Annotated in this window: 10 protein-coding genes and 3 pseudogenes; 11 read left to right on the top strand and 2 right to left on the bottom strand. The window is 74.5% G+C overall.

The genetic code is table 11. The features are described from left to right. Positions 1-8 precede the first annotated feature (8 nt). Positions 9-668: pseudogene (locus tag Prum_RS37930) on the bottom strand (DivIVA domain-containing protein); the annotation flags it as partial. Positions 669-718: 50 nt separating this feature from the next. After that, a complete protein-coding gene (locus Prum_RS37925) occupies positions 719-1,681 on the bottom strand; it encodes a CapA family protein (protein WP_173081507.1) in 963 nt (320 codons plus the stop codon). 225 nt (positions 1,682-1,906) lie between these two features. On the opposite strand from Prum_RS37925, the gene Prum_RS37920 reads away from it, so the two are divergent. From Prum_RS37920 to egtD, 11 genes and pseudogenes are all read left to right on the top strand, one after another. Continuing rightward, the gene (locus Prum_RS37920; protein WP_173081505.1) at positions 1,907-3,925 is read left to right on the top strand and encodes an HAD-IIIC family phosphatase; all 2,019 of its coding nucleotides are present in this window, start codon (positions 1,907-1,909) and stop codon (positions 3,923-3,925) included. Between the two features lie 8 nt (positions 3,926-3,933). Continuing rightward, a complete protein-coding gene (locus tag Prum_RS37915; RefSeq protein ID WP_173081503.1) occupies positions 3,934-4,836 on the top strand; it encodes a glycosyltransferase in 903 nt (300 codons plus the stop codon). Further along, positions 4,725-6,011 (top strand): annotated as a pseudogene (locus tag Prum_RS52615) (condensation domain-containing protein); the annotation flags it as partial. The gene Prum_RS37915 and the pseudogene Prum_RS52615, both read left to right, overlap by 112 nt. A gap of 104 nt (positions 6,012-6,115) precedes the next feature. Next, positions 6,116-6,976: a condensation domain-containing protein gene (locus tag Prum_RS54115; RefSeq protein ID WP_173081501.1), complete on the top strand. Its 861-nt coding sequence runs from the start codon at positions 6,116-6,118 to the stop codon at positions 6,974-6,976. Further along, the gene (locus tag Prum_RS54110; protein WP_218577561.1) at positions 6,973-7,410 is read left to right on the top strand and encodes a condensation domain-containing protein; all 438 of its coding nucleotides are present in this window, start codon (positions 6,973-6,975) and stop codon (positions 7,408-7,410) included. The genes Prum_RS54115 and Prum_RS54110 overlap by 4 nt, the downstream gene beginning before the upstream one ends. Continuing rightward, on the top strand, positions 7,323-12,233 hold the full coding sequence (locus tag Prum_RS54105) for a non-ribosomal peptide synthetase/MFS transporter (RefSeq protein ID WP_218577560.1): 4,911 nt from the start codon (positions 7,323-7,325) through the stop codon (positions 12,231-12,233). The genes Prum_RS54110 and Prum_RS54105 overlap by 88 nt, the downstream gene beginning before the upstream one ends. 726 nt (positions 12,234-12,959) lie before the next feature. Beyond that, positions 12,960-13,706 (top strand): annotated as a pseudogene (locus Prum_RS37900) (glutamate-cysteine ligase family protein); the annotation flags it as partial. A 206-nt stretch (positions 13,707-13,912) separates the two neighbouring features. Next, positions 13,913-14,404 carry a glutamate-cysteine ligase family protein gene (locus Prum_RS52595; protein ID WP_178132681.1) on the top strand — a complete coding sequence of 164 codons (492 nt, stop codon included), beginning with the start codon at positions 13,913-13,915 and terminating at the stop codon, positions 14,402-14,404. Continuing rightward, entirely contained in the window at positions 14,401-15,702 is a 1,302-nt protein-coding gene (gene egtB / locus Prum_RS37890) for an ergothioneine biosynthesis protein EgtB (RefSeq protein WP_173081497.1), read from the top strand. The genes Prum_RS52595 and egtB overlap by 4 nt, the downstream gene beginning before the upstream one ends. Continuing rightward, entirely contained in the window at positions 15,702-16,436 is a 735-nt protein-coding gene (egtC, locus tag Prum_RS37885) for an ergothioneine biosynthesis protein EgtC (protein ID WP_173081495.1), read from the top strand. Before egtB ends, egtC begins: the two co-directional genes overlap by 1 nt. After that, positions 16,433-17,395, top strand: coding sequence for an L-histidine N(alpha)-methyltransferase (gene egtD / locus Prum_RS37880; protein ID WP_178132680.1), 963 nt, complete (start codon positions 16,433-16,435; stop codon positions 17,393-17,395). The genes egtC and egtD overlap by 4 nt, the downstream gene beginning before the upstream one ends. Position 17,396: the final 1 nt, after the last annotated feature.

The raw sequence follows: 17,396 nt of genomic DNA, 5'->3' as shown, positions 1-17,396 counted from the left end.
GCGTCGGCGCGGCCACCGTGGTCGCGCAGCTGGCTCTCCAGGTAGGCCATCAGCCGGGTGCGGTACTCCCGCTCGAACTGGGTCAGCTCGGCGATGTGCTGCAGCGTCGCGGTGCGTTTGGCGTCCAGGCCGCCCATCGCCTCCTGGTGGCGCTGGCGGGCGTCCCGCTCCACGGTGTCGGCCGTGGCCTGCGCCTCCCGGGTCAGCTCGTCCGCCCTGGACCGCGCCTCGGACAGCAGCCGGTCGGCCTCGCGGCGGGCGTCACCGACATGGTCGTCGGCCGTGCGCTGGGCCATCATCAGCACCCGCACGGCCTGCTCGCCGTCGCCGCCCGGGCCCGGTCCGCCCTGCGCGCGCGCCTGCTCCAGCTCCGCCATCAGGCTCCGGGCCGCCTGGTCGGCGGCCACCCGGTCCCGCTGGGCGTTTTCGAGCTGGACCCCGAGGTTGCTGATCTCGGCGGCCAGCCGCGGGTCGCCCGACGCGCCGCCGCGACCCACGCCCCCGCGCTCGACCTGCGCACGGAGCTCGTTGTTCTCCTCGATGAGGCGGGCCAACTCGCGCTCGACCTCGTCCAGGAAGGCGTCGACCTCTTCCTCGTCGAACCCCCGCTTGCCGATCGGAGGCTTCTTGAAGGCGACGTTGTGTACGTCGGCCGGGGTGAGCGGCATCGCGTCTCCTCGGGTCGGGCGCCACCAGTTGGCGACGTGCCCGAGGGTACTCACGTGCGCCAGGTCACAGACAGGTGGTCGCCCTCGTTCACCACCTCGGTGCCGAGTTCGGCACACGCGGCGGTGAGGCGGTAGGCGACCCAGTCGTACTCGGGCCCGGTGGCCAGCCGGGTGTACGCGGTGTCCAGGGCGAGCGGCACCGCCCGCAGCCGGCGCGGGCCGCCCGCGTCCAGCGTGACCAGCCACAGCAGGCCCAGGTCGTTGTGCAGCACCGGGTCGACGGCGTAGTCGTCGATGAAGTCGCCGAGGTCGTACAGCACCGGGCCGGCCACGCCGTGGAACACGTGCGCCGAGTGCCCGGCGACCAGCGTCGCCCCGGCGTCGACCAGCGCTTTGGCGGCCCGCCGCACGTACGGCAGGGGCTCGGTGATCAGGTTCGGCCCCCAGTGCGGCGTGACCAGCACGGCGTCCGCGTGCTGGCGCAGCGCCGCGATCTCGTCGGCCAGCCATCCGGGTACGCCGGCGCGCAGGTCGGCGTACGCGACGCCGGGGCGGGTCCGGCCCGCCGCGTAGTCGTTGGGATGATCGGTGACGCCCAGGACGGCCAGCCGCAGCCCGCCGCCGGTCAGCACGACCGCCGCCCGCGCGGCGTCCCGGTCCGGGCCCGCGCCGACGGTACGCACGCCCGCGTCGGCCAAGTGCCAGCGGGTGTCCCGCAGCGCCTGGTACCCGAAGTCCAGCGCGTGGTTGTTGGCCAACGTCACGCAGTCCACGCCGAGCCAGGCCAGCGTCTGGGCGGCCCGCGGCGGGGCCCGGAAGAAGAACGGCTTGCCCGGCTGCGGCCACGGCTGGCCGCGCTCGGACACGCAGCACTCCAGGTTGACCACGAAGAGGTCGGCCTCGGCCACGATGTCGCGCACCTCCGGCGCGACCAGGCGGCGCGGCCCGACCTCGTGCAGCCGCTCGGCGACCAGCCGCCCGAGCATGGTGTCGCCGGCCAGGGCGATGTCCACCCGCCCACGCTAGTCCTTGCCGCCGGTCCGCCGCCGGCGTGTCGCGAGCACGCCCTAGAGGCGACCAACCGAACGGATCATCGCGGATGGTCCGTTGGGTCAGGACAATTCACCGGTCCACAGTGGCCGGTTGACACCCTTACAAAGAGATCAGTAGATTTCTTGGTATTGACCTTGGGAGCGCTCCCACACGCTCGGCGTCGTCTCACGAGGGGACCTTCTACAGTGGACTCACTGCGCCTTGCCATCGCCGCGAGCTTCACCGCGGACCCGATCGACGACGTGCTCAGCCACTGGTGGGACGAGTGGGGCGTGCCCGCGCGGACCGAGTTCGCGCCGTACAACCAGGTGTTTCAGGCGCTGCTCGACGGCGACGGCCCGCTCGCCCGCAACCGCCGCGGCGCCAACGTCGTACTCGTGCGGGTGGACCAGTGGCGGGACGGCCTCGCCGGGGCCGACGAGCTGGCCGAGGCGGTGCGGCAGAGCGCCGGCACGGCGGCGGTTCCCCACCTGGTGGTATGTTGCCCGCCCGCGCCCGGGGCGGACGGCGCGGCGGCGGAGGCGCACCTCGCGGCGGCGCTGGCCGGCGACGCCCGGGTGCGGGTAATCACGAGCGCCGACATTACCGACCAGTACCCGGTGGCGGACTACTTCGACGCGTACGGCGAGCGGTCCGCGGACGTGCCCTACACGCGGGCGATGTTCGCGGCGCTCGGCACCGTCGTGGCCCGCGCCGTGCACGCCTGGCTCACCCCGCGCCCGAAGGTGATCGCGGTCGACGCCGACAACACGCTGTGGGACGGCGTGGTCGGCGAGGACGGCGTGCTCGGGGTGCGGGTCCCGGCGGGGCGCCGCGCGCTGCAGGAGTTCCTCCTCGCCCAGCGCGCCGCCGGCCGCCTCATCGCCCTGTGCAGCAAGAACACCGAGGCGGACGTGCTCGCCGTGCTGGCCGACCACCCCGACATGGTGCTGCGCCCGGAGCACGTGACCGCGCACCGGATCGACTGGCGGCCCAAGTCGGCCAACCTCGCGGCGCTGGCCGCCGAGCTCGACCTCGGGCTGGACTCGTTCGTCTTCCTCGACGACAACCCGGTCGAGGTCGCCGAGGTCCGCGCCGCCCACCCCGAGGTGCTCGCCCTCGCGCTGCCGGCCGCGGCGGACGCGGTCGTGCCGTACCTGCGGCACTGCTGGCCGCTCGACCACGTCCGGGTGACCGCCGACGACGAGCGGCGCGCCGACCGCTACCGGGTCGAGGCCCAGCGCCGGGCCGCGCGGACCGAAGCGCCGTCGCTCGCGAGCTTCCTGGACGGGCTCGGCCTGGTCGTCGACGTACGGCCGATGGCGCCCGCGGACGCCGGCCGCACCGCGCAGCTCACCCAGCGCACCAACCAGTTCAACCTCACCACGGTACGCCGTACCGCCGCCGAGCTGACCACAGTGGACGTACTGGTGGTCGAGGTGGCCGACCGGTTCGGCTCGTACGGCCAGGTGGGCGTCGTCGTCCACGGTGCCCGGGGCGACCGGCTCGCCGTGGAGACGTTCCTGCTCAGCTGCCGGGTGCTGGGGCGCGGCGTGGAGCACCGGGTGCTGGCCGTGCTCGGCGCGCTGGCCCGGGAGCGCGGCCTCGCCGACGTGGCGCTCGCCTACGCGCCCACCGACCGCAACCGCCCCGCGTACGACTTCCTCACCGGCCTGCCGGGCGTACGGCGGGACGGCGACGCGTTCCTGGTGTCCACATCGGATGCCCTGGCGGCCCGGTACGAGCCGCCCGTGGTGGCGCCAACGGCGGAGCTCTCGACGGCGGCCGCGCCTTTGGCGGAGCGAGCGCCAGCTGACACCACGCACCGGATCGCCAGCGGCCGCACCACCGCCGCCCAGGTGCTGGCGGCGGTCGACGCGCGCCGGGCGGCCGCGCCGGCCGCCGCCATCCAGACCGACGACCCGACCGAGGCCCACGTGGCGCGGATCTGGGCCGAACTGCTCGACTTCGCACCCTCGTCGGTGCATGACAACTTCCATGAGCTGGGCGGCCATTCGCTGGCCCTGGTCCGGTTCGCCGTACGGGTCCGCGACGACTTCGGCGTGGAGCTGCCCGTGGACGCGCTCTTCACCGACGCGTTCACGGTGGCCGACATCGCCCGCACGATCCGCGAACACCAGTCCGCGGACCTGGACGACCTGCTCGCCGAGCTGGAACAGCTCACCGACGACGAGGTCCGCGCGCTGCTCGACGCGGACCGCTGACATCGGCCATGGGTACCTTCCTGATCAGCACCTACGGCACCAACGGCGACGTGCTGCCGTTCATCCGGATCGGCAAGGCCCTGCGCTCCCGCGGTCACGAGGTGGTGCTGCACACCCACGAGTACTACGGCGCGACGGCCCGCGCCGCCGGGCTGGCGTTCGTGCCGGTCGACACCGAGGAGGCGTACGCGCGGACCCTGCACGACGCCCAGCACCTGCTGCTCAACGTGCTCGCCGACGTCAACCACCTGGCCGACTACTACGAGCGCAACGGCCTGTGGGAGCAGATCCGCAAGGAGTACGAGTCGATGGCCGCCCTGGTGCGCGAGCGCGACCCGGGCCAGGTGGTGGCGGTCAGCCGGCACACCTCCGGCCTGTCCGTGCTGATGCTGCGCGAGGCGTACGGCGTACCCGCGGCCTGGCTGGCGCTGTCGCCGACGCTGTTCATGGCGGTGCCGCTGACCGAGCGGCTCTTCCCGCGCACGCTGGCCGGGCCGGCGAACCGGGTCCGGGCCGCCGCCGGACTGTCCGCTGTGGACGACTGGGCGCCGTGGCTGAACTCCGCCGACCTGCAGCTGGGGTTGTGGCCGGACTGGTTCGACGAGGCCGGCGACCCGGCGCCCGCCGGGGCCGCGCTGCCCGGCTTCGTGCTGCACGACGACGCCGAGACCGGCGAGCTGCCGCCCGACGTGGCGGCGCTGGTGGCCGACGGCGTCCCGGCGGAGCGCCGGCCGGTCCTGGTCACCGGCGGGTCCGGGCAGCTGCTGCACCAGGAGTGGTACCGGGTCGCGGCGCAGGCGTGCGCCCGCGCCGGCCGGCCGGGCATCCTGGTCTGCCGGCACCGCGACCTGGTCCCGAGGCGCTGCCGGACGGCGTGCACTGGCAGCCGGCGCTGCCGTTCCGGACGCTGATGCCACGGGTGGCGGCGGTCGTGCACCACGGCGGGGTGCTCACCTGCGCGCGGGCGATCGCGTCCGGCGTACCCCAGGTGGTGCTGGCGCACGGCACCGACCGGCCGGACAACGCCGCGCGGCTGCGGCGGCTGGGCCTGGCCGAGTGGCTGCCGGCCGCGCGCTGGACGGCCGACGCGACCACCGCGCTGCTGACCCGGGTGCTGGACGACCCCGGGTACGCGGCCCGCAACCGGCAGCGCGCGCCGCTCGTCGACTCCGCGGCCGCCGTGGAGGCCGCCTGCGACCGGCTCGAAGGGCTGCTGGGCGCGTCCACGCGGCCGCCCACGATCCCACGACCGCGGACGAAGGAGGACGGCGTGAGCGAGCGAGCTGGCGCGGCGGCGTCTGGACTGAGGAGCGCAGCGACGAGGGAAGACGGCGCCTTGAGCGCCGCGCGAGCGAGCGAACCATCTAACACCGTGCGGGACCGGATCGGCCAGCTCACGCCGGAGCAGCGGGCCCTGCTCCTCAAGCGGCTGCGGCCGGTGCCGCGCCCGCCCCGCACGACCGGCGAGCAGGTCGTTGACTGCTCGGTCAATCAGCGGCGGGCCTGGCTGGCGGCTCAGGTGGACCCGGACAGCGCGCACGTGGCCACCGCGATCCGGCTGCGCGGCCCGCTCGACGTGCCGGCCCTGGCGGCGGCCGTCGACGAGGTGGTGGCCCGGCACGACGGCCTGCGGGCGGTGCCCGTGCCGGGCGGCGAGGAGCCCCGGCAGCGCATCGTCGGCGGCCTGCGCGCCCCGCTGCTGGTGGACTTCGCCGGCTCGGCAGGCGCGGAGGAATGGGTGGCGCGGCTGCGGGCCGAGCCGTTCGACCTCGCGCGCGGGCCGCTCGTGCGGGCCGCCGTGCTGCGGGTCGGCCCGGAGGAGCACGTGCTCCTGCTCGCCGGCCACCACTTCGTGCTGGACGCCGCGTCGCTCGGCATCGTGACCAGCGAGATCGCCGCCGCGTACCAGGCCCGGCAGACCGGCGGCGGGCCGGCGTTCGACACCCACCCGGTGCAGTACCCGGACGTCGCCACGCACCAGCGCCGCCGGCTCGACGCGGGCGGGCTCGGGCGGGCGCTGGCGTACTGGCGGTCCACACTGGACGGCATCGGAGCGCCGCTCGACCTGCCGCTGCCACCGCCCGCGTCGCCCGCGCCGGGCCTCGCCGAGGAGGTCAGGATGCTGGCCCCGACTTCGTCGACCGGCTCGTCGCGGCCGGCGGCGGTGCGGGCCGCCTCAGCCTCGGACCGGTGCTGCTCACCGCGTACCAGCTCCTGCTCGGGCGGTACACCGGGCGGGCCGAGGTGCCGGTCGGCGTGTTCGTCGGCGGGCGCACCGAGCCGGGCACCGAGCGGGTGGTCGGCGACTTCACGAACATCGTCGCGGTGCGCGCCGCCCTGGACGGCGAGCCGCGGTTCCCGGACGCTGTGCGGCGGGTCAGCGAGGCGGTCGCGGGAGCGCTGGCACACCAGGACGCGCCGTTCGAGGCGGTGGTCGCCGCGCTCGCTCCGCCGCGCGTACCGGGCCGGCCGCCGCTGGTGCAGTTCGGCTTCAACATGCAGGACTACCGGCTGCACGACATCGAGTGGGCCGGCCTGTCCGCGACCGTGCTGCCCGTGCCGGCCGGCAACTCCCATGTGGACCTCACGCTGATCGTGCTGCCCACCGGCACCGGCGAGGTCAAGCTCGTCTTCGAGTACGCCGCCGGCCGGTTCGCCGCGGACGCGGTGGCCGCCCTCGCCACCCAGTTCCAGGACCTGCTCCGGATGCTCGCGACCGGGCCCGAGCGCCCGGTCGCCGAGGCCGTGCTGGCCAGCGTGCCCGAGCCCGCGCCGATGGCCGTCGCCGCCGCACCGCCACCGCCGGTCGCGTACGTGCCGCCCCGGACCGAGGGCGAGGAACTGGTGGCCGACGTCGTCGGCGACGTGCTCGGGCTCGACAAGGTCGGCGTGCACCACGACTTCTTCGCGCTCGGCGGCCACTCCCTGCACGCCATGCGGGTCATCGGGCGGATCAACGCGGCGACCGGTCTCGACGTACCCGTGCGATTGCTCTTCACCCACCCGACGGTGGCCGACCTGACCGAGGCGCTCGAGGAGCTGGCCCTGTGACGTCGGCGCTCGCCCAGCGGTGGCGCGCCGCGGGTGCGGCGTCGCCGGCCATCGCCCGGTGCGCCGACGGCAGCCCGCCGCCGCTGTCGTACGCCCAGGAGCGGATGTGGTTCCTGGAGCAGTACGCGCCGGGCACCGCGACCTACCACATGTGGCTGCCGCTGCGGATCGCCGGACCGCTCGACGAGGACGCGCTGGAGGCGGCGCTGGCCGCGCTCGTGGCGCGGCACGAGAGCCTGCGGATGCGCTTTCCGGCCACTGTGGACGGCAAGCCCACCGTGGAGGTGGCCACGCCGGGACCCGTGCCGCTCACCCGGTTGGACTCCCCGACGCGCTGGCCCGGGAGGTGGCCGTCCCGTTCGACCTGGCCGCCGGGCCGCTCTTCCGGGCGGCGCTGGTCACGATCGGGCCGGACGACCGGGTGCTGTGCCTGACCATGCACCACATCGTCAGCGACGGCTGGTCCACCGAGCTGATCCTGGACGAACTGGGCGCGCTCTACGACGCCGCGCGCACCGGCCGCCCGGCCGGGCTGCCGGAACTGCCGATCGGGTACGGCGACTGGGCACGCTGGCAGCGGGCGCTGACCTCGACCGGGCGCGACCTGTCGTTCTGGCGGGAACGGCTGGCCGGGGTGCCCGCGTTGGAGCTGCCGACCGACCGCCCCTACCCGCCCGAGCAGACCGCCAACGGCGCGGTGCACACGTTCCGGCTCGACGCGGGGCTGACCGCGGCCCTCGCGGCGGTCGGCCGGGCCCGCGGCGCGACGCCGTTCATGGTGCTGCTGGCCGGGTTCCAGGCGCTGCTGGGCTGGTACGCCGGCCAGGACGACTTCGGCGTCGGCGTACCGGTGTCCGGGCGGGGACAGCCGGAGACCGAGGGCCTGGTCGGGCTGTTCGTCAACACGGTCGTCTTCCGGGCCGACCTGGCCGGCGACCCGACGTTCGACGGGCTGCTCGGCCGGGTACGCGAGGCCGCCATCGACGCGTTCGCCCACCAGGAGCTGCCGTTTGAGCGGCTGGTCAGCGAGCTGAAGGTGACCCGGGACGTGCGCCGGCCGCCGGTCTTCCAGGTCAGCTTCGCGATGCAGAACTACGCCAAGCCGCCCTCGACCCGGCGCGGCTCGCTCGCGTTCGGCCCGTTCGACGTGGCGCCGGCGACCACCCGGCACGAGCTGGCCCTGTACCTGCACCACGACGGGGACGAGCTGGTCGGCACGGTCACCTACAACACCGACCTGTTCGACGCCGGCACCGTGGCGCGGCTGTTCGGGCGCTACGCGACGTTGCTGCGCCAGGCGTGCGCTGATCCGTCCCTACCACTGTCCACACTGGACCTGCTGTCGCCCGACGAACACGTGGTGCTGCGGCGGTTCAGCCTCGGGGAGCCGGTGGACTCGGCACCGGCGCTGCTGACCGACGCGTTCGACGGCTGGGTGGCCCGCACGCCCGACGCGCCGGCCGTGGTGCACGGCGCGGCCGCGCTGACGTACGCGGAGCTGGACAGCCTGGCGAACGGGCTCGCGGCGCGGCTGCGCGCGCTCGGCGTCGAGCCGGACGCGCGGGTGGGCATCTGCCTGCCGCAGTCCACCGGCTCGGCGGTGGCGGTGCTCGGCGTGCTCAAGGCGGGCGGCGCGTACCTGCCGCTGGACCCGGAGCAGCCGCCGGCCCGGCTGGCGTACCTGCTCGACGACGCGGGCGCCGGCGTGCTGCTCACCACGCCGGAACTGGCCGGGCTCTTCGCCGGCTATACCGGCCGGGTGGTCACCGACGTGGTGGGTCCCGCTGGGGCGCCGTTGGCCGGGGCGCCTTTGGCTGGGGTAGCGACGCCCGACAACCTCGCGTACGTCATCTACACCTCCGGCTCCACCGGGCAGCCCAAGGGCGTCGCCGTCCAGCACCAGCAGCTGGTGCGCTACCTCGACGGGATACGCCACCGGCTGGCCATCGTGGACGGTGCCCGCTTCGGCCTGATGCAGTCGCTGTCGTTCGACTTCGCGGTCACCATGTTCTACCCGGCGCTCGCGACCGGCGGCTGCGTCCACCTGATCGACCGGCGGTCCACCGCCCAGGAGGTGGCCGCCCGCATCGCGGCGGACCGGATCGACTACCTGAAGCTCACCCCGTCCCACCTGGCCACGCTCGCCGCCGAGGTGCCCGCCCGCGACCTGCTCCCCCGGCGCGCGCTCGTGCTCGGCGGCGAGGCGTCCCGGGCGGACTGGACCCGGGAGCTCGCATCGCTCGGTTCCGCCGAGGTCGTCAACCACTATGGACCGACCGAGGCCACGGTCGGCGTCACCACGTACCCGGTGCGCCCCGACGTGGATCCCGGCTCGGTCACCACGCCGATCGGCCGCCCCCTGCCGTACGCCGAGGCGCACGTGCTCGACCGGCTACTCCGGCCGGTGCCGGTGGGCGCGGTCGGCGAGCTCTTCCTGGGCGGTGACCGGCTCGCCCGCGGCTACCTGGGCAAGCCGTCGCTGACGGCCGAGCGGTTCGTGCACACGCGAAGCGGCCAGCGGCTCTACCGCACCGGCGACCTGGCGCGCTGGCTGCCGAGCGGTGACCTGGAGTTCCTGGGCCGGCGCGACCACCAGGTGAAGCTGCGCGGCTACCGGATCGAGCTGGGCGAGATCGAGGCCACCCTCGCCGCGCTGCCCGAGGTGACCCAGGCGGCCGTCGTCGTGCACGGCGAGCGGCTGGTGGCGTACCTGGAGCGGGCGTCCACTCCGGACCTCCCGCTCGCCGCGCTGCGGGAACGGCTCGCGCGGACGCTGCCGGAGTACATGCTGCCGGCCGCGGCGGTGTGGCTGGACGCGCTGCCGCGGATGGCGCACGGCAAATTGGACCGCGGCGCGCTGCCCGCTCCCGCTGTCGCCGCGCGCGGTGACGCCTTTGTGGCGCCCGACGGGCCCGTCGAGGAGGCCATCGCTTCCGTATGGCGGGAGCTGCTGGGCGTTTCGCGGGTCGGCGCGGAGGACGACTTCTTCGCCCTCGGCGGGCACTCGCTGCTCGCGATCCAGGTGGTGAGCCGGCTGCGCGGGCGGCTGCCCTTTCCGGTCAGCGCGATGGACCTCTTCAAGCACCCGACCCCGCGCGGGCTGGCCGGCCTCGGCGACCGGTCCGGCCCGCGCCCGCTGCTGCACGAGCTGACCCGCCCGGCGGCCACCCGCACGCTGTCGCTGGTCTGCGTGCCGTACGGCGGGGCCAGCGCGATCGTTTACCAGCCGCTCGCCGACGCCCTGCCCGACGGGGTGTCGCTGTACTCCGTCGCCGTGCCGGGACACGACGTCGGCGTGCAGGAGGAGCCGCTGCCGCTCGCCGAGGTGGCAGCCCGCGTGACGGACGAGGTGCTGCGCCGGGTCTCCGGCCCGCTGGTCCTCTATGGACACTGCGGTCCGGGTGCGGCGCTGACCGTGGAGGTCGCCCGCCGGCTGGAGGCGTCCGGCCGTACCCTCGAAGCGGTGTATCTGGGCGGCGTCTTCCCGTTCGCGCGCCCCCGGATCTCCTTGCTGGCGCGGCTGTCCCGGCTGCGGTCCGACACCGTGTACGCCAACTGGCTGCAGTCCATGGGCGCCGACGTGGGCGCGCTCGACCCGGCCCAGCGGCGGCACCTGATCCGGGCGATGCGGCGCGACGCCGAGGAGGCCGAGGACTACTTCACCGCGCTGCTGGCCTCCCGGGCGGCGCCGTTGCGGGCGCCGATCGTGTCCGTCGTCGGCGAGAAGGACCCGGGCACCGACTACTACCAGGAGCGCTTCCGGGAGTGGGGGTTCCTGACCCCGCGTACCGGCCTGGTGGTGCTGGACGAGGCCGGGCACTACTTCCTCAAGTACCGTGCGTCTGAGCTGGCGCGGATCGTGACCGGGCCGGTGCCCTCCTCCCCGTCGACGGCCGCGGTGGCCGGCCCGCGCCCCAGCATGGCCCGCTTCCTCGCCGTCGCGGCCGGGCAACTGGTGTCCATGACGGGTACGGCGCTGACCGAGTTCGCGCTGCCGATCTGGGCCTACCTGGAGACCGGCTCGCTGCTGCGCTTCGCCCTCTTCGCCGTGGCCGGCCTGCTGCCGGGCATCCTCGTGGCACCCCTCGCGGGGGCCATCGTGGACCGCGGCGACCGGCGGCGGGTACTCATCGGGGCGAGCGTCCTGGCTGGACTGATCCAGGCGGCCCTGGCCCTGCTGCTGGCCTCCGGGGTACTCGCGTCGGGTGTCCTCTATGGACTGCTGGCCACGCTGTCCGTCGCGCTGACGCTCCAGCGACTCGCATACACCTCCGCGGTGCCACAGCTGGTGCCGAAGCACTACCTCGGGCACGCCAACGGCGTCGTGCAGCTGGCGACCGGGGCGGCGCAGTTCCTCGTACCGCTGGTGGCGGTGGCGCTGCTGCACTCGCTGGGCATGCTCGGCATCCTGCTCCTCGACGTGGCCAGCTACATGGTGTGCGTGACCGTGCTGCTGGCCGTACGCTTCCCGCGCACCTTGGCCTGGCGGCGACGGGAAACGGTGCTCGCCGAGATCCGGGGCGGCTACCACTACTTCTTCCGCCGCCCCGGACTGCGCGCCATGCTCCTGTTCTTCGTCGGTCTCAACGCGCCGCTGGCCGCCGTACTCGTGCTGGTTTCGCCGCTCGTGCTGGCCGTGGGCTCACTGGCCGACGCCGGGCGAGTGGCGATGGTGTCCGCCGCCGGGGCGGTGGCCGGCGGCCTCGTCATGGCCCTGTGGGGCGGGCCGAAGCGGCACCGGATGCGCGGCCTGCTGTGGGCGGCGGCCGGTGTGGCGGCCAGCGCCGCGGTCTCCGGGCTGCGCCCCTCGGCGGCGCTGATCGCCGCCGGGACGTTCTGCCTGTCGTTCGCGCTGGTGCTGGTCAACGGCGCCTGGATCACGATCATCCACACGAAGGTGCCGCAGCGCTTCCACGCCCGCGTGATCGCACTGAACCAGATGGTCGCGCTGTCGGTGCTCTCCCTCGGGTACGCGCTGGCGCCGCTGGCCAGCGCCGCCCTGCAACCACTGGTCAACCCGGACGGCCCGCTGGCCGGCACGGTCGGCGCGGTGATTGGCGTCGGCGCGGGCCGCGGCACCGGCCTGCTCTACCTCCTGTGCGGGCTGGCGATGGGCGCGCTGGTCGTGCTGTCGCTGCGGCGGCCGGTCCTGGCCCACTTCGACCGCGACGTCCCCGACGCCGAACCCGACGACCTGGTAGGTCTAGCCGAGCTCTCCCGCCGCACCGACCCCCCACCCCCACAGCCACGCCCGTAGCCACCCACCCAGCGCGGCCCCAGTGTTCTCCCCCGCCCCCGCCCCGCCCCCGCCCCGCCCCCGCCCCGCTCCGCTCCCGCCTCGCCTCGCCCCGCCTCGCCCCGCCCCGCCCCGCCCCGCCTCGCCTCGCCCCGCCCCGCCTCGCCTCGCCCCGCCTCGCCTCGTCGATCAAGGGCATATGGCCGTGCTTTGATCTCCAATCCACGACCGTTTGCCCTTGATCGACGAGGAATCCCTTGATCGGCGGGACGCGGAAGGCGGCGGGCGGCGGCCGTGCGGAGGGCCTCGACGTGACCGCGTCCGACCGCGAGTACCCCGCGCCGCGGGCCGCGGGTGACCCGCGAGTAGGGGACCCCTCCTGGGTGATCGGACGTGAGCAGGGCACCCCTGTACGGGTCAGCGCGGGTATAGGGGCGCCCTACTCACGTCGGGACGCCCCATAGGGCCCCCTTTGGGGCACTGCCCCGCTCCGCCCGCCCACTCCGGCCCTGCCCGGCTCGCCGATCAAGGGATTCCGCGTCGATCAAGGGCAAATGGTCGTGGTTTGGAGATCAAAGCACGACCATATGCCCTTGATCGACGAGGCGGGGGCGGGGCGGGCGGGGCGGGCGGGGCAGAGAAGGGGCAGAGAGGGGGAGAGGGCGCAGAGGCGCAAGGGGGTGAAGAAGGGGTGAAGAGGGGGGTGAGGGCGGGTGGTTGTCGTACCCGCGAGGTAGCGTCGGCTCCGTGTCATATCTCGAATCGGTAACGGACGAGCCAGTAGCTGGCACGGTCGTCACGGACCGGGCCGGCGCGGAGGGATATGTCGGGAAGGTCTGCTTCAAGACCGGGCCACCTCGCCACGTGGGCATCGAGCTCGAGTGGACTGTGCACCACACCGACGACCCCACCCGCCCTCTCGACCCCGCCGCGCTCGCCGCGGCGCTCGGTGACCACGCGCCCCCTACCCTGCGGCCGGACAGTCCACACGACCCGTTGCCGTACGGCGGCGCTGTCACCGTCGAGCCCGGTGGTCAGGTGGAGATCTCCACCCCACCGGCAGCCTCCCTGAGCAGCCTGTACGCCGGAACGGCGGCCGACATCGCGTTCGTCGCGGAGCGGCTCGCCAGCGCCGGCCTGCGCCTCGGCGACCACGGTTGCGATCCGCACCGACCGGCCCGGCGCGTCCTGCACACACCGCGTTACACGGCGATGGAACGTGCCTTCGATCGGTTGGGCCCGCATGGCCGGGCGTGGATGTGCGGGAGCGCCGGCCTGCAGGTGTGCCTGGACGCGGGCACGCCGGAACGGGTGGGCGCGCGCTGGACGGCGCTGCACGCGGTGGGGCCGGTCCTCGTCGCGCTGTTCGCCAACTCGCCCCGGCACGCCGGCCGCGACACCGGGTGGGCGTCACACCGGGTGCGGACGTGGTTCGGGGCCGACCCGAGCCGCACCCACCCGCCACCGCCGATCAAGGACTTCCACGCCGATCAAGGGCAAACGGTCGCGGATCGGAGATCAAACCACGACCATTCGCCCTTGATCGACGGGGAAGGCGCGGCGGGCGCCGCGGGCGCCGCAGGCGCCGCGAGCGCGGGGGACGCAGCGAGCGCGGGGAGCGCGGCGAGCACAGCGAGCGCGGAGGGAAGCGCGGCGGACGCAGCGAGGGCGGCGAGGGCGGGGGCGCGGGGGCGGAGGCCGTGGGGGCGTGGGCGCGGCGGGTGCTGGATACGCCGGTGCTCTGTGTGCGCGAAGGGGACGGGGTTCGCGACGTGCCCGGGCGGGTCACGTTCGCGGACTGGGTCGCGGGGGTGCCCGGCGCCCCGGACCGGCCGCCCACCTACGACGACCTGGACTACCACCTCAGCACGCTCTTCACGCCGGTACGGGCCCGGGGTTACCTGGAAGTCCGCTACCTCGACGCCCAGCCCACCGGCGACTGGTTCACCCCCGTCGGCGTACTCGCGGCGCTTTTTGCGCGGGAAGAGACGGTGGACGCGGCGTCCGCGATCGCCGCGCCCGCCGCGGACCGGTGGGTGGAGGCCGCCCGCGACGGCCTGGCCGATCCCGTGATCGCGGCGGTGGCGCCGCGACTGCGGGCGCTGGCGTGCGAGGCCCTCGCCGACACCGACCTGACGACCGAGACCGCCGAGGCCATCAGAGAACGCCTGACCCAAGGAGGCTTGTCATGACCGACACCGACGTCCGCACGCTGGTCGCCGCGGAACTGGACCGCGCCCGGGTCCGCAGCCTGGCGCTCACCGACGCGGTGGACGACGACGATCTGACCCGCCAGCACTCCCCGCTGATGTCGCCGCTGGTGTGGGACTTTGCCCACGTCGGCAACCAGGAGGAGTTGTGGCTGGTGCGCGACGTGGGCGGGCGCGAGCCGGTGCGGGCGGACATCGACCACCTCTACGACGCGTTCCAGCATCCGCGGGCGGACCGGCCGGCGCTGCCGCTGCTGGGGCCGGCGGAGGCGCGGGTCTACACCCGGACGGTGCGGGACAAGGTGCTGGACCTGCTCGACTCGGTGACGCTGGAGGGGCGGCCGCTGGTGGAGCGGGGGTTCGCGTTCGGGATGATCGTGCAGCACGAGCAGCAGCACGACGAGACCATGCTGGCCACCCACCAGCTGCGCGCGGGCCCGCCGGTGCTGCCGGCCGCGCCGCCGCCGCGGCCGGTCGCGCCCGTCGTCGGCGAGGCGCTGATCCCGGGCGGGTCCTTCAGCATGGGTACGTCGACCGAGCCCTGGGCGCTGGACAACGAGCGCCCGGCGCACACCGCCCGGGTCGGGGCGTTCCTGATCGACCGGGCGCCGGTGACGAACGCGCTCTATCAGGAGTTCGTCGACGCGGGCGGCTACGACAACCCGCGCTGGTGGAGTCCGGACGGCTGGGCGCATCGCAAGCGCGCCGGCCTGACCGGACCGATGCACTGGCACGGCGACGGGACGTACACGCGGTTCGGCCGGCGGGAGCCGATCGTGCCGGACGAGCCGGTGGTGCACGTCTGCTGGTACGAGGCGGAGGCGTACGCGGCGTGGGCCGGCAAGCGGCTGCCGACCGAGGCGGAGTGGGAGAAGGCGGCCCGCTTCGACCCGGCGACCGGCCGGTCCCGGCGCTACCCGTGGGGCGACGAGGATCCGGCCGAGCGGCACGCCAACCTCGGCCAGCGGCACCTCGCCCCGGCCCCGGTCGGCGCCTACCCCGAGGGTGCGTCGCCGTACGGGGTGCACCAGCTCATCGGCGACGTCTGGGAGTGGACGGCGTCCGACTTCCGGGGGTACGCCGGGTTCGCCGCGTTCCCGTACCGGGAGTACTCGGAGGTCTTCTTCGGGCCGGACTACAAGGTGCTGCGCGGCGGGTCGTTCGGCACCGACCGGTCGGCGTGCCGGGGCACGTTCCGCAACTGGGACTACCCGATCCGGCGACAGATCTTCAGCGGCTTCCGGTGCGCCCGCGACCCGCTGCCCGGCGAGGCGGCTTGATGTGCCGGCACCTGGCCTATCTCGGGCCACCTGTCAGCCTGGCGGCGCTGCTGCTCGACCCGCCGCACGGGCTGCTGCGCCAGTCCTGGGCGCCCCGGGACATGCGCGGCGGCGGCACCATCAACGCCGACGGCTTCGGCGTGGGGTGGTTCACCCCCCACGGCCCGGTGCGCTACCGGCGCGCGAGTCCGATGTGGAGCGACCCGGGCTTCGCGGAGCTGGCCCGGGTCGTGAAAACAAAAGCCACCCTGGCCGCGGTGCGCTCCGCCACCGTGGGCATGCCCGTCGCCGAGGGCGCCTGCGCACCGTTCGGGGAAGGCGATTGGCTCTTCAGCCACAACGGTGTCGTCAAGGGCTGGCCGCACAGCGTCGCCAAGCTCGCCGAGCGGCTGCCGGTCACCGATCTGCTCACCCTGGAGGCGCCCACCGACGCGGCGCTGCTGTGGGCGCTGGTGCGGCACCGGCTGCGCGGCGGCGCCGACCCGGCGGCCGCCCTGGCCACCACCGTGGCCGAGGTGACCGCCGCCGCGCCCGGCTCCCGGCTCAACCTGCTCCTGACCGGCGGCCGCCGGGCGTACGCCACGACGGCCGGGCACTCACTGTCCATCCAGGCCAGAACGGGCGCGGTGACCATCGCGTCGGAGCCGTCCGACGACGACCCCGCCTGGCAGACCGTTCCCGATCGCCGGCTCCTCGTGGCCGACCCCTTGACGTACACAGTGGAGGATCTGTGAGGCTCGACATCCATCTGACCGAGGCCGACCAGAGCCGGGCGCTGCGCGCGGACGCCCGCACCGGCCTGACCGCCTCGCCCAAGTGGCTGCCGCCGAAGTGGTTCTACGACAAGTGCGGCAGTGAGCTCTTCGAGCGCATCACCGAGCTGCCGGAGTACTACCCGACCCGGGCCGAGCGGGCCGCGCTCACCGCCCACGCGGCCGACATCGCCGCGGCGACCGGCGCGAAGACGCTGGTCGAGCTGGGGTCCGGCTCGTCCGACAAGACCCGGCTGCTGCTCGACGCGCTGCGCCGGTACGGCACGCTCGGGGCGTTCGCGCCGCTGGACGTGTCCGAGCCGGCGCTGCGGGCGGCCGCCACCGCGATCGACGCGGACTACCCCGACCTGGATGTGCACGCGATCGTCGGCGACTTCACCCGGCACCTGGACGAGATTCCGGCCGGCGAGGCGCGGCTCGTGGCGTTCCTGGGCGGGACGATCGGCAACCTGGTGCCGGCCGAGCGCGCCGAGTTCCTGTCCGGGCTGCACGCCGTGCTGGCACCGGGCGAGTGGTTTCTGCTGGGCACCGACCTGGTCAAGGACCCGGCCGCCCTGGTCGCCGCGTACGACGACGCGGAGGGCGTCACGGCCGAGTTCAACCGCAACGTGTTGTACGTGCTCAACCGGCAACTGGGCGCCGACTTCGACCCGGAGGCGTTCACCCACGTGGCGCTCTGGGACGCCGAGCGGGAGTGGATCGAGATGCGACTGCGCGCCGACCGGGACATGACCGTCCACATCGGAGAGCTGGACCTGGACGTGTCGTTCGCGGCCGGCGAGGAGCTGTACACCGAGGTGTCCGCCAAGTTCCGGCGGGAAGGGGTATTCGCCGAGTTGAGTGCCGCTGGCTTCGCGCCGCTGCACTGGTGGACCGACCCGGAGGGCAGGTTCGCGGTGACCCTGGCCCAAGCCCAGTGAG

Origin of the sequence: Phytohabitans rumicis (genome assembly GCF_011764445.1) — a bacterium.
GTDB classification, from domain to species: domain Bacteria; phylum Actinomycetota; class Actinomycetes; order Mycobacteriales; family Micromonosporaceae; genus Phytohabitans; species Phytohabitans rumicis.
The sequence above is the reverse complement of the archived record's forward strand: the minus strand, read 5'-3'. Positions and strand labels throughout refer to the sequence as shown.

What these genes read in the sequence shown, in the direction of transcription:
- Prum_RS37915 (WP_173081503.1), top strand. Translation starts at nt 3,934, where the DNA reads ATGGGTACCTTCCTGATCAGCACCTACGGCACCAACGGCGACGTGCTG.
- egtB (WP_173081497.1), top strand. Translation starts at nt 14,401, where the DNA reads ATGACCGACACCGACGTCCGCACGCTGGTCGCCGCGGAACTGGACCGC.
- egtC (WP_173081495.1), top strand. Translation starts at nt 15,702, where the DNA reads ATGTGCCGGCACCTGGCCTATCTCGGGCCACCTGTCAGCCTGGCGGCG.